This is a genomic window from Streptomyces sp. CB02009, from assembly GCF_001905825.1.
In the GTDB taxonomy this organism is placed as follows: domain Bacteria; phylum Actinomycetota; class Actinomycetes; order Streptomycetales; family Streptomycetaceae; genus Streptomyces.
In genome coordinates this window covers 705,501-719,988 of the sequence record NZ_LIVV01000001.1, presented here as the reverse complement: position 1 = coordinate 719,988, position 14,488 = coordinate 705,501, and the positions used below count along the sequence as shown (strand labels likewise).

Below are 14,488 nucleotides of genomic sequence, written 5' to 3'. Positions count from 1 at the left end.
CTTTCGGCGTTCATAGGACTATTCGGGAGATCGCGTGCGCCGTACGGGCGACGGGTAAAGGTGGGCCGGACACAGCTCATGCTCACCGGAAGGCCCTTCAGCAGATGCCTCAGCCCTTCGTTATGCCGGATTTCTATGTTCCGTATCCGGCGCGGCTCAACCCCCACCTGGAGGCCGCCCGCACGCACACCCGTGACTGGGCGCGGGAGATGGGGATGCTGGAGGGCTCGGGGGTCTGGGAGCAGCACGACCTCGACTCGCACGACTACGCGCTGCTCTGCTCGTACACCCACCCCGACTGCGACGAGGAGGCGCTCAACCTCGTCACCGACTGGTACACCTGGGTCTTCTTCTTCGACGACCACTTCCTGGAGATCTTCAAACGGCCCCAGGACCGGGCCGGCGGCAAGACCTATCTGGACCGGCTGCCGCTGTTCATGCCGGCGGACCCGGCGGCGGGCATGCCCGAGCCGACCAACCCCGTCGAGGCGGGGCTCGCCGACCTCTGGCTGCGGACCGTTCCCGCCATGTCGGCAGGCTGGCGGGTGCGGTTCGCGGAGGCGACGGAGCACCTGCTGTACGAGTCCCTCTGGGAGCTCGACAACATCAACGACGGGCGGATCGCCAACCCCGTCGAGTACATCGAGATGCGGCGCAAGGTGGGCGGCGCGCCCTGGTCGGCGGGGCTCGTCGAGTACGCGGCGGGTGCGGAGGTCCCGGCCCAGGTGGCGTACTCCCGGCCGCTGCGGGTGCTCAGGGACGCCTTCTCCGACGCGGTCCATCTGCGCAACGACCTCTTCTCGTACCAGCGCGAGGTGGAGGACGAGGGCGAGAACAGCAACGGCGTGCTCGTCCTCGAGAAGTTCCTCGGCTGCACGACCCAGGAGGCGGCGAACGCCGTCAACGACCTGCTGACCTCACGGCTCCAGCAGTTCGAGAACACGGCCCTCACCGAAGTGCCGCTGCTCGCCGCCGAGAAGGGCCTCGACGCGGCCGAGTGCGCGGCCGTCGCGGCGTACGCGAAGGGGCTGCAGGACTGGCAGTCGGGCGGCCACGAGTGGCACATGCGCTCCAGCCGGTACATGAACGAGGGCATGGTCGGCGGCCCTTCGCACCTCGAAGGGGTGCTCGGCACCTCCGCCCTCGACATCCGCACCCTCTTCGGGCGCCCGGCAGCGTCGCGGCTGCGGGCGCTCACCCATGTGCCGCACCAGCCTGTGGGCCCTTCCCTGCTGCCCGAGTTCGACCTGCCGTACCCGCTCGCCCTCAGCCCGCACCACGCGGAGGCCCGTCGGCTGTCGCTCGACTGGGCCGAGCGGTTCGGGCTCCTCGACGACCTCTGGGACCGGCCGCTGGCGGAGGGCTTCGACCTGGCCCTGTGCTCGGCCGGACTCGACCCGGACGCCACTCTGGAGGAGCTGGAGCTCAGCGCCGAGTGGCTGACCTGGGGGACCTACGGAGACGACTACTACCCCGCCGTCTTCGGCCGCTCCCGGAACCTTCGGGGTGCCAAGGAGCAGACCGAGAGGTTCAAGTCCTGCCTGACACTGGACGATCCGGCCGCGGGCACGGCGCTCGCCGCGAACCCGTTGGAGCGCTCGCTCGCCGATCTCTGGGCCCGGACCGCGGGCCCCATGACGCCGGGGGCCCGCGGCCAGCTGCGGTACGCGCTCGACGCCATGCTGGACAGCTGGCTGTGGGAGCTGCACAACCAGGCGCAGCACCGGGTTCCCGACCCCGTCGACTACATCGAGATGCGCCGGAGCACCTTCGGCTCCGAACTGACCATGCTGATGGCCCGGTTGCGGCACGACGAGGCGCTGCCGCCGGAACTGTTCCGCTCGGGGACCGTGCGCGCCCTGGAGAACGCGGTCATGGACTACGGGACGCTGATCAACGACCTGTTCTCGTACCAGAAGGAGATCGAGGTCGAGGGCGAGGTGCACAACGGCGTTCTGGTGCTCCAGAAGTTCTTCGACTGCGACTACCCCACGGCGGTGGCCATGGTCGACGACCTGATGCGCGGCCGGCTGCGCCAGTACGAGCACCTCAAGAAGCGTGAAGTCCCCCTGCTCTACCAGGACTTCGGGCTCGACGCGGCGGGCAGGTCGGCCTTCGGGGCATATCTGCGGGAGTTGGAGGACTGGCTCGCGGGCATCCTGAACTGGCACCGGAAGGTGCGGCGCTACGCGGCGGAGGACGTGCACGCGGGCAGTGGTGCGGCGCTGCTGCGGCGTGGGCCGACCGGTCTCGGCACCTCGGCGGCCCGGATGGCGGATCTCCTTGGCCCGGTCGGGGTCTGAGGCGGGAGGTGGGGCGGCCCGGCGGGCCGCTCCACGCTCCGGCGATCAGCTGTGCCGGCCGCGCAGCTCGTCGAGTTCGCGGCGGTCGCGCTTGGTGGGACGCCCGGCGCCCCGGTCCCGGACGGCGGCGACGGCCACGTGCTCGCGCGGCGGCGGGGGCGGGCTGTTGTCCACGTACGCCTCGACGGCGACCGGCGGGCCGACCCGCTTGGTGTGGAGTTCCTTGACCTCGACGATCCGCTCCCGCCCGCCGTGGAAGACCCGGACCTCGTCGCCGGGCTTCACCGCCTGGGCGGGCTTGGCCCGCTCGCCGTTGACCTTGACGTGTCCGGCCCGGCAGGCCGCGGCGGCCTGGGCACGGGTCTTGGTGAGGCGGACCGCCCAGATCCAGCTGTCGACGCGTGCGCTCATCGGCCCCCGCTCCCCGTCAGCCCTGCTGGAACAGCTCGGCGGGCAGCGGCTTGAGCAGCGCGTACAGGTCGTCGGTGATCGGCCGGTCCCAACTGGCGATCGTGACGAGGACGTTGTCGCTGCGGTCGAACTGGACGCAGGAGATGCGGCTCTCGGAGAGCTTGAGGCGACGGACGATCAGGAGGTTGTCGCCCTGCATCACGGGGACGTCCTCGGTGTCGAGGACCTCGACCGGCTCGTCGTTCTCGAGGGCGGCGAGCAGCTGGGCCACCTCGAAGGGGATCTGGCCGTCGGTGAGCTCGCGCGCCGGGGAGCCCTCGGGCAGATTGCCGATGATCATCGCGGGGCCGCGGCCGCCGAACAGGTCGTACCGGAGGAAGACGCCCTGGCAGGAGCCGTCGGGAGCGGGCAGCAGGCCGGCGCCGAGATTACCGGGCCAGTCCCCCGGGTCCATGGCCAGGACATCGAAGTCCGGGCCCGCGGGAGTGGCGGCGCTGCGGCGGCGGAGGAAGGACATACGGCCATGGTACGTGCCCCGGCGCGCGATGCGACGCGCCGGGCGGCTCGGCGCGGTCAGTCCTGTCCTGCGGGGTCCCGGGGCTCCCGGCCGGTGTTCCTGAGGGCCTGCGCGAGGCCCGTTCGGTCGGTTCCGAGCTTGCGGTAGACGGCGGAGAGGAGCCGGGCCACGGTGGTGGCGTCGACACCGAGGATCGCGGTCGCGTCCTGGTCGCGGACGGTGAGATCGGCGGCGGCGCGCTCACGGGCGGTGAGCGTGTCCGTGCCCGCGGGGTGGAGGGCCCGGGGGCGGAGCCCGGCCGCCGCGAGCTCGGCGCGGGCCACCTCGACGAGGGCGTCGGCGCCGCAGTCCTGGGCGGCCTCCAGGCCCCGGTAGAGGTGCTCGGCGGCCTCCGCGGCACGCTCGGTGCGGCGCAGGGCCGCGCCGAGCGCGACGAGGGAGCGGGCCAGCTCGTACGCGGCGGGCGACTGGTCCAGCCAGTCGACGGACTCCTCCAGGAGCTTCACGCGGTCGGCGGGCTCGGACACCTCGGCGGTCACGCGGAGCGCCTGGCCGATCGCGGAGGGCGCCCCGTACTGGCGGGCGCGGGCGACGGCCTCGTGGGCGGTGGCGAGGGCCTTCGACGGGGAGGTCGCCGCCTCGGCGAGCGCGAGGTGGAGCTGCCAGGGGCAGCAGGAGGGGTTGCGCTTGCCCCGCGGGTCGAGGCGCCTGCCGACGGCGGCCAGCTCCTCGGCGGCCTCCTGGGTGCGGCCGGTGGCGAGCAGCAGTTCGGCGTGGACGGTCTCGCAGTCGGGGATGGTGACGGCTGCGGGGAACGGCTCGCCGAAGTCGTGCTCGCGGGCGACCTGCACGGCCTCTTCCGTACGGCCGCGGGCGATGAGGACCTCGATCATGACGCCGGTGGCGTACCAGAGGGCGGGGGTGCGGGCGCCGACGCGCTCGGCGAGGCGGAGTCCGGCGCGGGCGAAGTCCTCGGCCTCCATCAGCCGGCCGCGCCGGAAGCGGATGTAGCCGATGAGGGTGTACGCGAAGGCGAGGTGCGCCCCGCGCCAGCCCTGCTTCTCGAATTCGGCGGTTCCGGCGGCGAAGAGCTCCTCGGCGCGGCCGGGCCGGTCGGCGTAGAGGTGGAGCAGGGCCACGAGGACCGGGACCTCGAAGCCCCGGCTCTCGTCGGCCCAGGTGAGGCCGCCTTCGAGGGCGCGCTCGGCCTCCTTCAGGGCGAGCGAGGCGGGTTCGGCGCGCAGGGTGGCGTCCCAGGCGCGGAGCCCGATGATGTACCGCTCGGTGACGTCGCGGCCGGTGAGCCGGTCGGCGAGCGCCGCGAGGCGCCGGGACCGGGCGGGCGACTCCGGTTCGTCGGCGCGCAGGGCGTCCCACATGAACTTCTCGGCCTGCATCCGCAGTCGGCTGCGGGCGTCGGTCGCGACCCGGGCCTCCTCGCCGAGCAGCTCGGAGGCCTCGACGAGGCGGTCGCTGTGGGCGAGGACCTGGGCGAGGCGGTAGACGATGCCGTGGCGGAGCGCCGGGTCGCCGACCGGTTCCTCCAGGGCGGCCCGCAGATGGTTGACGGTGGTGGCGGGCTCGGTGAGGAGCGAGGAGCAGCCGAGTTCGTAGAGGACGGCGGCCCGGTCGCCGGGGGCGGGCGGCTCCCGCAGGGCGCGGGCGAGGAAGCGGCGGGCCGCGTCGGGGGCTCCGGCGCGGAGGTTCTCGCCGGCGGCGGCGCGCAGCTGGGCGACGACCCAGGGGTCGCCCTCGGGATGGGTCTCCAGGAGGTGGCGGGCGGCCGCGGTGGGGCCGAGCCCGGCGTCGACGACGCACCAGGCGGCCTGACCGTGCAGGGCGACGCGGGTGGCGTCCGGGATGGAGCGGTAGACGGTGGTCGCGATGAGCGGGTGGACGAACTGGAGGGGATCGTCGGCCTGTTCGGCCTCGGCGAGGACGCGCGCCTCGCGGAGCCGGGCGGCGCAGTCGGCGACGGCCTCGTCCCCGAGACCGGCGACGGCGCCTGCCAGCTGGGGTGAGATCTCGGTGCCGAGGACCGCGCAGGCCCAGGCGAGGCGGACGGTGGCGGGTCCGAGCCGTTCGAGCCGGGTGACGAGGCCGCTGCCCTTGAGGGCGGCGGAGAGGTCGGGGAGTTCGTGGGCTCCGTCGGCGGTGGGTTCGAGGCCCTGGTCACGGACCTTGGCGGCGAGTTCGACCGCCTCGAAGGGGTTGCCGGCGGTGACGGACCAGAAGTCGCGGCAGAAGCTGTCGTCGGCGTGGGCGCCGACGCGGTCGCGGACGAGCCGGGCGACGGCGGACGAGGTCAGCGGGGCGAGGTCCAGAGGGCGCTGGCCGGACCGTCGTCCGGTGAACTCGACTCCCTCGGCGGGGAGTTCGTCGGGGCGGTAGGCGACGACGAGGAGCATGGGCAGCTCCTCGGCGCGCGGGGCGAACGCGGCGAGCCAGCCGAGGGACTCGGGGTCGGCCCAGTGGACGTCGTCCAGGACCACGACGAGGGGCGCGCGGCGGACGGCGAGGTGGGTGAGGACCCAGTCGAGTCCGTCGCGCAGACCCTGCGGGTCGGGCGGGGAGCCTTCGGCGGAGGCGCGGAGCCCGAGTGCGGGGCCGACGATGTCGTACCAGGAGCCGAGACGCTCGCGGAGTTCGGCGTCGGCGGCGTGGGCCAGCTGCGGCTGGAGGAGCTGCCGGGCGACGTGGAACGGGACCCGCTGCTCCTGGTCGCCGCCGCGCGCGGAGAGCACGGTGCAGCCGCGGGCGCCGGCGCGGCGCCGGATCTCGGTGAGCAGGGTGGTCTTGCCGAGGCCGGCGGGGGCGGCGTAGGCGAGTATGCCGCCGCGGCGGAGGACTTGGGGGCGCGCGGCGGTCGCGGCGCCGTCGTCGGCCGCGGAGGTGAACACGGAACCGGGGCCGGGCCGGTGCTCCGGAAGCGACGCGGGTCCGGCGCCGCTGTCGGGCACGGGTCGCAGCCCGGTACGGCCGCCGGGGCCCCGGTGGTCCGCGGACGGTGTGGGCAGCGGGCCGGTCGCCTGATCGGTGTCCTGGGCGGAGGATTCGTCGGGGACGGCGACGAGGTGCGGGCCGCGCGTCTCGCGGGGTGAGGGTACGGCGACCGGCCACAACGGCTCGTCCGACAGACCGGTCAGGAGGTCGAGCGCCTCCTCGGCTGCGGCGAGCGCGGCCTCGCGCTCGAAGAGGCCGGCTCCCTGACGGACCGACGCGCCTTCCTGACGTGCCACGTTCCACCCCCACACAGGGGGCGCGCGCCCGGCGCACGGTGAGGAGTGCCGAGCGGGAAGCCCCGCGAAAGTCCCAGCGTACGCCCGAAGGAGTGAGGTGGGGCGGTCAAACGGCCAAGCAAAATCCCGCCGTGTCGCAGCTGGCATATTCGGTTCGGCGCGGAGCGGTGGAAAGCGCCTTCGCCGCGGCCGTCGCGGCCGCGTCCGCCCTGGTCGGGCCGGTGTCGGCGGACCGGGTGACCTGCGGCTCCCGGCCGGCGGAGGTGCCGTCGGACGTCCGGTGTCCGACGGCCTCGCCCGGGTGCCCCGGCGACCGTCCTCAGGCCTGCCCGCGGGGGTCGCCGGATCCGCCTGCCGTGAGCCCTTCGAGCACGGCCAACGCCTCGTCCGCGCGCGCGTGTTCCACGAAGAGGTGGTCGTGGTGGAAGCCCGCCACCACGTTGCAGCTGAGTCCCTCCCCGGCGAGCGCGCCGGCGACGGCGGCCGTCAGTCCGACGGCGTCGAGCGCGGAGTGCACGCGCAGGGTGATCCGGCCCGCCACGTAGTCGTACGGGAGGCCGGCGGCGTCCGCCTCCTCCTGCCGTACGACGAGGGTGAGGCCCTCGTCCTCGGTGACGGTGACCACCGGTGCGACCCCGGCCGGGGCGGGGCCTTCCACCGTGGTGAAGACGTAGCGGCCGGGGTCGAGCTCCGGCCGCATCCCGGCGAGCAGCCGGGTGAGATCACGTTCCGCGTTCATGGCCGCCAGGGTAGGCGCCCGGCCCGGCGGCGCGGCTCACCCGGTGGGCGGGGTGTCTCCCACGAGCCACATGGCGAAGAACTGGGCGCCGCCTCCGTAGGCGTGGCCCAGGGCCCGGTGGGCGCCGTCGACCTGGTGCTCGCCCGCCTCGCCGCGCACCTGGAGCGCGGCCTCGGCGAAGCGGATCATCCCGGACGCCCCGATGGGGTTGGTGGAGAGCACTCCGCCGGACGGGTTCACGGGCAGGTCGCCGTCGAGTTCGGTCACCCCCGCCTCGGTGAGCTTCCAGCCCTCGCCCTCCTCCGCGAAGCCGAGGTTCTCCAGCCACATCGGCTCGTACCAGGAGAACGGCACGTACATCTCGACGGCGTCGATCTCACGTCGGGGGTCGGTGATGCCGGCCTGCCGGTAGACGTCGGCGGCGCAGTCCCGGCCCGCCTGCGGAGAGACGAAGTCCTTGCCGGCGAAGAGGGTCGGTTCGCTGCGCATCGCGCCGCCGTGCACCCAGGCGGGCGGGCGGGGCGAACGGGCGGCGCCCGTCCGGTCGGTGAGGACCATCGCACACGCGCCGTCCGACGAGGGGCAGGTCTCGGAGTAGCGGATCGGGTCCCAGAGCATCGGGGAGGCCTGCACCTTCTCCAGGGTGAGGTCGTGCTCGTGGAGATGGGCGTACGGGTTCTTGAGCGCGTTGCGCCGGTCCTTGTACGCGACGAGGGAGCCGATCGCGTCGGGCGCGCCGGTCCGCCGCATGTACGCGCGCACGTGCGGCGCGAAGAAGCCGCCGGCTCCGGCGAGCAGCGGCTGCTGGAAGGGCACGGGCAGGGAGAGGCCCCACATGGCGTTGGACTCGGACTGCTTCTCGAACGCCAGGGTGAGGACGGTGCGGTGGACGCGGGCGGCGACCAGGTTGGCGGCGACCAGCGCGGTGGAGCCGCCGACGGATCCGGCCGTGTGCACCCGGAGCATGGGCTTGCCGACCGCGCCGAGCGCGTCGGCGAGGTACAGCTCCGGCATCATCACGCCCTCGAAGAAGTCGGGCGCCTTGCCGATGACGACGGCGTCGATGTCCGCCCAGGTCAGCTCCGCGTCCTCCAGGGCCCGGACGGCGGCCTCGCGGACGAGTCCGGCGATCGACACGTCCCCGCGGGCGGCGACGTGCTTGGTCTGGCCCACGCCGACGACGGCGACGGGCTCCTTCGATGTCACGGCCTTACCGGACATGCGGCTCTCCTTCCAGGACGGCGACCAGGTTCTGCTGGAGGCAGGGCCCGGAGGTGGCGTGGGCGAGGGCGCGGTCGGAGTCGCCCCGGTGGATGCGGGCGGCGGCCTCGCCGAGCCGGATGAGGCCGGCGGCCATGACGGGGTTGGCGGCGAGCGCTCCGCCGGACGGGTTGACCCGCACGCTCCGGTCGAGGTCGAGGGCCCGGCGCAGGACGACCTCCTGGGAGGTGAAGGGCGCGTGGAGTTCGGCGGTGTCGACGGGGGCCTCGAAGGCTCCGGCGCGTTCGGCGGCGAGGCGGGTGGAGGGCGAGTCGGTGAGGTCGCGGACACCGAGGGAGTGGGCCTCGATGCGGTGGTCCATGCCCCGGATCCAGGCGGGGCGGGAGCAGAGTTCGCGGGCCCGGTCGCCGACGGCGAGGATCACGGCGGCGGCGCCGTCGCCGATGGGCGGGCAGTCGCCGGTGCGCAGCGGCTGGACGACGTACTCGCCCTGGGGGCGGGCGCCGGGCAGCTGGGCGTGGGGGTTCGCGGCGGCGTCCTCGCGGCTGCGGCCGGCGATCGCCGCGAGGGCGGGTTCGTCGGTGGCGCCCGCGTCGACGAGCGCCTGCGCCTGAAGGGCGGCGAGGGCGACCGAGTCCGGCCAGAGCGGGGCCAGGTAGTAGGGGTCGAGCTGGCGGGTGAGGACGTCGCGGACGGAGCCGGGCGAGCACTTGCCGTAGGAGTAGACGAGGGCGGTGTCGGCCTCGCCGGTGAGGAGCTTCACCCAGGCCTCGTAGAGCGCCCAGGCGCCGTCCGTCTCGACGTGGGACTCGGAGATCGGCGGCCAGGCGCCGACGCCGTCGAGTGCCATCGTGAAGGAGAAGGCGCGGCCCGCCAGGTAGTCGGAGGAACCGGAGCAGGTGAAGCCGATGTCGGAGGTCCTGAGGCCGGTCTGCCGCAGGACGTCGTGCAGGACGGGCATGACCATCTCGACCTCGGAGAGGTCGTCGGTGCGGCGGCGGTGGTCGCTCTGGGCGAAGGCGACGATCGCCACCTCGCGGGCCGGCCGGTGCGGCGTCACAGCAGCTCCTTGTAGGTGTCGTAGTCGGCGTCGGGCTCGCCGGTGGGCCGGTAGTGGTCGGGGTAGCGGCCTTCCTCGCTCCACACGGGCTCGACGCGCAGACCCATGCGGACCTGGTCGTACGGGATGCCGCCGATGCGGCCGTGGAGGGCGAGGCCGGCGCCGTCGAGGGCGATGTGGGCGTAGACGTACGGGACCTCGATGTCGAGGTTCTTCGCCTTGATGTTGACGATGCAGTACGTGGTGACGGTCCCGCGCGGTCCGACCTCGACCCGGTCGGTGGTGGCGACTCCGCAGGTGGGGCAGGCGCCGCGGGGCGGCACGTAGACCTTGGCGCAGGAGGGGCAGCGCTCGCCGACGGTCCGCCGCTCGCCGAGGGCGTGCAGGTAGCGGGTCTGGGCGCGGCCGGGGCTGTAGGTGTAGTCGAGGCGGGCGGGGGCGACGATGCCGGTGACGGGGTCGTCGAACCGGCCGTCGTGGGCGACCGGATCGGCGACCCGTTCGGCGACCGGGTCGGGGCCGGGTTCGGCGACCGGGTCGCTGTCGTGCGGCTCGAAGCACGCGATGTCCGTGATGGCACCGGACCGTTCGGCGGCCCAGCGGACACGGACGCGCATGCCGGTCCGGACGGCCTCGGGACCGGGGGCGTCGAGGGCGTGCAGGAGGGCGGTGTCGGCGCCGTCGAGACGGACGAGGACCCAGGCGAAGGGGGTCGCGAGGGGCTGCGCGGGGCGGGGCGCGGGGTTCCAGGCCCAGGTGGTGACGGTTCCGGTGGTGCCCACCTCGACGAGGTCGCGGAGCTCGGCGGCGGTGGCGGGGTCGTACTCGACGGGCGGGACGAGGACCTCGCCGGACTCGGTGCGGACGCCGAGGACGGTCCGCTCGCGGAGGCCGGTGAGGAAGGCGGACTGGACGGGGCCGAGGGAACGGGTGAAGGGGAATTCGACGACGAGGGGTGCGCGGAGGACTTCCGACGGAGGTGTCATGCGGGCTCCTTGTGGGCGGTCGGTGGTGGGTGCGGGGGCCGCTGCGCGGGGGTCTGACCCCGCTCGCCCGTCACTCCCGTCGGTACTCCGGCGTCCGCTTCTCGGCGAACGCCCTCGCCCCCTCCTTCGCGTCCGCCGTGTCGAAGACCGGCCAGCCGCGCTTGAGTTCGGCGGCCAGGCCCTCCGTCTCCGTCATCTCGGCGGTCTCGTAGACGGAGGCCTTCACTGCCTCGACGGCGAGCGGTCCGCAGGCGTTGATCCGCTCGGCGATGCCGAGGGCCGCGTCGAGGGCGGTGCCGTCGGGGACGACCCGGCCGACGAGGCCGATCCTGGCGGCCTCCTCCGCCGAGTAGGGGCGGCCCGTGAGGAGCATCTCGAGGGCGTGGGTCCGGGCGATCTGCCGGGGCAGGCGGACCGTGGAGCCGCCGATCGGGAACAGTCCGCGCCGGACCTCGAAGAGTCCGAAGGTCGCCGAGGCGGCCGCGACCCGGATGTCGGTGCCCTGGAGGATCTCGGTGCCGCCGGCGACGCAGTAGCCCTCCACCGCGGCGATGACGGGTTTGCGGGGGCGGTGGTGGCGCAGCATCGCCTTCCAGTGCAGGTCGGGGTCGGCCTTGAGCCGGTCCCGGTACTGCTCGCCCTCCATTCCTTTGCCGGCCAGGGCCTTGAGGTCCATGCCCGCGCAGAAGGAGCCGCCCGCGCCGGTGAGGACGACGGAGCGGATGCCGTCGTCGGCGTCGGCCTCCAGCCAGCCGTCGTAGAGGCCGACGAGCATCGGCAGCGAGAGGGCGTTCTTGGCCTCGGGCCGGTTCAAGGTGAGGACGAGCGTGGCGCCTTCGCGCCGTACGCCGAGGTGTTCGGTGCCAGCAGTGCCGCCCATGGGGGTCTCCCGTCTCCAGTTCTGGAACAGGTTGCAGTAGCCGGGGGTCCAGTTCAATAGTTTTCTGACACTCAGTCAGATTCTTCTGCGCACCCCCTTCCCCCTGTCGCCGGTCGGCGCTCTAATGACCGCCGAGTCAGTGCGAACCGGGGTCAGGAGGAACGGTGGAGTACAACCTTGCCGACCTGTTCGAATCGGTCGTCGACGCGGTCCCCGACCGCGAGGCGCTGGTGTACGTCGACCATCCGGGGACGGGCGAGGAGCGCCGGCTCACCTACGCCGGACTCGACGAGGCCGCCAACCGGATCGCGCACCACCTCGTCGACGCGGGCATCCGGCCCGGCGAACACCTCGGCCTCCACCTGTACAACGGCATCGAGTACCTGCAGACCGTCCTCGCCTGCCTCAAGGCGCGGATCGTTCCGGTCAACGTGAACTACCGGTACGTGGAGGAGGAGCTCGTCTACCTCTACCGGGACGCCGACCTGGCCGCACTCGTCTTCGACGCCGAGTTCACCGACCGGGTCGCGGCGGCGCTGCCGCAGACGGAGAAGCTGCGGCACCTCGTGCGGGTGGGGACCCCGCCCGAGAGCGCCGCGGAGGTGGACTGCGTCCCCTACACCGAGGCGGAGGCCGCCGGTTCACCCGCGCGCGGCTTCGGACCGCGCTCGGCCGACGACCTCTTCATCATCTACACCGGCGGCACGACCGGGATGCCCAAGGGCGTCCTGTGGCGCCAGGAGGACCTGTTCTTCGCCGGTCTCTTCGGCGGGGACCCCTCGGGCGAAGCGGTGAAGCGCCCCGAGGAACTGGCCGAGCGGGTCGCCGCCGGCGGCGCCGGCATCACCTTCTTCCCCGCGCCGCCCCTGATGCACGGCACCTCCACGCTGACCGCGTTCATCGCCTTCAACTACGGCCAGCGGGTCGTCCTGCACCGCAAGTACGTGCCGGAGGAGGTCCTGCGCACCCTGGAGAAGGAGAAGGTCTCCAGCATCTCCCTGGTCGGGGACGCGATGCTGCGGCCCCTCGTGGACGCGCTGCGCGGGCCGCTGAAGGGCACCGACCTCTCCGCCCTGTTCAGCCTGTCCTCGTCCGGGGCGATCATGTCCGAGACCGTACGGGCCCAGCTCCAGGAGCTGATGCCGAACGTCCTGCTCCTCAACAACTTCGGCTCGACCGAGTCCGGTTCCAACGGCCGCGCCACCGACGACTCCGGCCCCGCCAGGGGCTTCCGGCTGCACGTCAACGAACGCACCCAGGTCGTCGACCCGGCGACCCGCGCCCTGGTCGCTCCCGGTGAGATCGGCCGGCTGGCCCAGCGCGGCCACGTGCCGCTCGGCTACTACAACGACCCGGAGAAGACCGCCGAGACGTTCTTCGAGCGGGACGGGGTCCGCTGGGTGCTCCTCGGCGACATGGCGACCGTGGACGAGACCGGGGTGGTCACCGTCCTCGGCCGCGGCTCCCAGTGCATCAACACGGGCGGCGAGAAGGTCTATCCGGAGGAGGTGGAGCAGGCCCTGAAGTCCCACCCCGACGTGTACGACGCGCTGGTCGCCGGAGTGCCGGACGCCCGCTGGGGCAACCACGTGGCCGCGGTCGTCCAACTCCGCGCGGACGCGCCGCCGCTGGACCTGGAGACCCTCCAGACCCACTGCCGCCCCCGCCTCGCGGGGTACAAGGTCCCGCGCCAGCTGGTCCTCACCGACCGCATCCAGCGCTCCCCCAGCGGCAAGGCCGACTACCGCTGGGCCCGCACGGTGGCGGTGGAGGCGGACACGAACACCTAGGGGATGGCCTGTCGATCGGGCCGGGTCAGCTCTGCCCGGTGATGTTGACCATCCACGTGACGCCGAACCGGTCCGTGCACATGCCGAACACATCGCCCCACATCTGCTTCTCCAGGGGGACCGTCACGGTGCTGCCGTCGGACAGCCCGTTCCAGTAGCCGCGCAGCTCGTCGGCGTCGTCGCCGCTCAGGCTCACCGCGAAGCCGCCGGCCGGGGTCTGCTCGGTGCCCGGCGGATTGTCGGCGGCCATCAGCGTGAAGCCGCTGGGCGTCTCCAGCATGCCGTGCATGATCTTGTCGGCGTACCCGGGCGGCGCCTCGGCGCCGAACCCGCCGTACGTGTTGAGGTCGAGGCTGCCTCCCAGGACCTCCCGGTAGAACTCCAGGGCCTGCTTCGCGTCGCCGGAGAAGCTGAGGTAGGGGTTGAGTCGCGTGGTCACACCTGGCTCCTGTCATGTCGCACCGTGGCGATGTCGGGCACCGTCCGAGGGCGCCGCGCCACCGATCCTGCACCGGTGCCCGCCCGATCGGCCGAGGCGCGCCGCGCCTGGGCCGATCGGGCCATGCCGCGGACGCCCCCTCGGCACGCTGCCCCTGAGGCAGGCCGTTCCGGTCAGGCGGGATCGGGGGTGCCGGACGGGGCCTCGGCGCGCGCGGGCGTTCCTCCCGGCCCCTCCGCGAACTCGAGCGGCGGCGCCATCGCCCGGACGTCGGCGCCCTCCCCGACCCAGAGGCCGATGAAGAGGGCGGCCGTCGCCTCGAGCAGTCCCGCCCTGTCGAGGCCTCCCCCGGTCAGCGGTGCGCAGCCCGCGTCCCGCACCAGCCGCCGTACGAGCGTGAGCGCCGTGGCGTCGTCGCCGCACACCGGGACGGCGAGACGCTGCCCGTCGAAGACCGGAGGGTCCATCCTCCACACGTCCTCGTGGCACAGGTTGAAGGCCTTGACGACCCGGGCGGCGGGCGCCGCGGCCGCGAGGCGGCTCGCGGCCGAGGGGCCGCCGTCCGTGAGCAGCCGGAAGCCGGGCCCCACGGGGTTGGAGCAGTCGAGCAGTACCTTGCCCGCCAGGGTCGCCCGCAGTTCGCCGACGACCGTCTCCCCCGCCCCGTACGGCAGCGCGACGAGCGCCACGTCGCCGAACCCCGCCGCCGCGCGCAGGCTGCCGTACCCGGTCGCGCCGCCCAGGCGGCCCGCGAGGAGCCGTGCCCTCGCCTCGTCGCGGCCCCCGACGAGGACCTCGTGCCCCGCCCGTACCCAGTGGGTGGCCAGGGCGTCCGCCATGCCGCCCGTGCCCAGTACGCCGATCCTCATCGTCCGTCCCCTCTCCGCGCCGGAACTCGGCGCC

The 14,488-nt window shown here is 73.6% G+C and carries 12 protein-coding genes; 2 read left to right on the top strand and 10 right to left on the bottom strand.

Annotated features, from left to right (window positions below):
* Positions 1–104: 104 nt before the first annotated feature.
* Complete coding sequence (locus tag AMK27_RS03185) at positions 105–2,303, top strand: terpene synthase family protein (protein ID WP_073902473.1); 2,199 nt, start codon at positions 105–107, stop codon at positions 2,301–2,303.
* A 45-nt stretch (positions 2,304–2,348) separates the two neighbouring features.
* On the opposite strand, the gene AMK27_RS03180 is transcribed toward AMK27_RS03185, so the two are convergent.
* The 8 genes from AMK27_RS03180 to AMK27_RS03145 all read right to left on the bottom strand — a co-directional run bounded on the left by AMK27_RS03180 (position 2,349) and on the right by AMK27_RS03145 (position 11,356).
* Positions 2,349–2,714 carry an RNA-binding S4 domain-containing protein gene (locus AMK27_RS03180; protein WP_030314775.1) on the bottom strand — a complete coding sequence of 122 codons (366 nt, stop codon included), beginning with the start codon at positions 2,712–2,714 and terminating at the stop codon, positions 2,349–2,351.
* Between the two features lie 16 nt (positions 2,715–2,730).
* On the bottom strand, positions 2,731–3,231 hold the full coding sequence (locus AMK27_RS03175; RefSeq protein WP_073902472.1) for a hypothetical protein: 501 nt from the start codon (positions 3,229–3,231) through the stop codon (positions 2,731–2,733).
* A 56-nt stretch (positions 3,232–3,287) separates the two neighbouring features.
* Positions 3,288–6,131, bottom strand: coding sequence for an ATP-binding protein (locus tag AMK27_RS03170; protein WP_073903874.1), 2,844 nt, complete (start codon positions 6,129–6,131; stop codon positions 3,288–3,290).
* Between the two features lie 658 nt (positions 6,132–6,789).
* Entirely contained in the window at positions 6,790–7,209 is a 420-nt protein-coding gene (locus AMK27_RS03165; RefSeq protein WP_073902471.1) for an ACT domain-containing protein, read from the bottom strand.
* A 36-nt stretch (positions 7,210–7,245) separates the two neighbouring features.
* Positions 7,246–8,430, bottom strand: coding sequence for a thiolase domain-containing protein (locus tag AMK27_RS03160; protein WP_073902470.1), 1,185 nt, complete (start codon positions 8,428–8,430; stop codon positions 7,246–7,248).
* The gene (locus AMK27_RS03155; protein ID WP_073902469.1) at positions 8,420–9,490 is read right to left on the bottom strand and encodes a thiolase domain-containing protein; all 1,071 of its coding nucleotides are present in this window, start codon (positions 9,488–9,490) and stop codon (positions 8,420–8,422) included. Before AMK27_RS03155 ends, AMK27_RS03160 begins: the two co-directional genes overlap by 11 nt.
* Positions 9,487–10,476, bottom strand: coding sequence for an OB-fold nucleic acid binding domain-containing protein (locus AMK27_RS03150; protein WP_073902468.1), 990 nt, complete (start codon positions 10,474–10,476; stop codon positions 9,487–9,489). The genes AMK27_RS03155 and AMK27_RS03150 overlap by 4 nt, the downstream gene beginning before the upstream one ends.
* Before the next feature lie 70 nt (positions 10,477–10,546).
* Positions 10,547–11,356 (bottom strand): crotonase/enoyl-CoA hydratase family protein, encoded by an 810-nt coding sequence (locus tag AMK27_RS03145; RefSeq protein WP_073903873.1) that lies wholly within the window; start codon positions 11,354–11,356, stop codon positions 10,547–10,549.
* A 164-nt stretch (positions 11,357–11,520) separates the two neighbouring features.
* Between AMK27_RS03145 and AMK27_RS03140 the strand changes: the two genes are divergently transcribed.
* Complete coding sequence (locus AMK27_RS03140) at positions 11,521–13,146, top strand: acyl-CoA synthetase (protein ID WP_073902467.1); 1,626 nt, start codon at positions 11,521–11,523, stop codon at positions 13,144–13,146.
* A gap of 25 nt (positions 13,147–13,171) precedes the next feature.
* On the opposite strand, the gene AMK27_RS03135 is transcribed toward AMK27_RS03140, so the two are convergent.
* Together AMK27_RS03135 and AMK27_RS03130 are read right to left on the bottom strand one after the other, a co-directional pair.
* The gene (locus AMK27_RS03135) at positions 13,172–13,585 is read right to left on the bottom strand and encodes a VOC family protein (protein WP_073902466.1); all 414 of its coding nucleotides are present in this window, start codon (positions 13,583–13,585) and stop codon (positions 13,172–13,174) included.
* Positions 13,586–13,758: 173 nt separating this feature from the next.
* Positions 13,759–14,454, bottom strand: coding sequence for an NADPH-dependent F420 reductase (locus AMK27_RS03130; protein ID WP_198955789.1), 696 nt, complete (start codon positions 14,452–14,454; stop codon positions 13,759–13,761).
* Between the last annotated feature and the right edge of the window lie 34 nt (positions 14,455–14,488).

Excerpts from the sequence above, each read along its gene's own strand:
- AMK27_RS03185 (WP_073902473.1), top strand. The coding sequence starts at position 105 with ATGCCTCAGCCCTTCGTTATGCCGGATTTCTATGTTCCGTATCCGGCG.
- AMK27_RS03180 (WP_030314775.1), bottom strand. The coding sequence starts at position 2,714 with ATGAGCGCACGCGTCGACAGCTGGATCTGGGCGGTCCGCCTCACCAAG.
- AMK27_RS03175 (WP_073902472.1), bottom strand. The coding sequence starts at position 3,231 with ATGTCCTTCCTCCGCCGCCGCAGCGCCGCCACTCCCGCGGGCCCGGAC.
- AMK27_RS03165 (WP_073902471.1), bottom strand. The coding sequence starts at position 7,209 with ATGAACGCGGAACGTGATCTCACCCGGCTGCTCGCCGGGATGCGGCCG.
- AMK27_RS03160 (WP_073902470.1), bottom strand. The coding sequence starts at position 8,430 with ATGTCCGGTAAGGCCGTGACATCGAAGGAGCCCGTCGCCGTCGTCGGC.
- AMK27_RS03150 (WP_073902468.1), bottom strand. The coding sequence starts at position 10,476 with ATGACACCTCCGTCGGAAGTCCTCCGCGCACCCCTCGTCGTCGAATTC.
- AMK27_RS03145 (WP_073903873.1), bottom strand. The coding sequence starts at position 11,356 with ATGGGCGGCACTGCTGGCACCGAACACCTCGGCGTACGGCGCGAAGGC.
- AMK27_RS03130 (WP_198955789.1), bottom strand. The coding sequence starts at position 14,454 with ATGAGGATCGGCGTACTGGGCACGGGCGGCATGGCGGACGCCCTGGCC.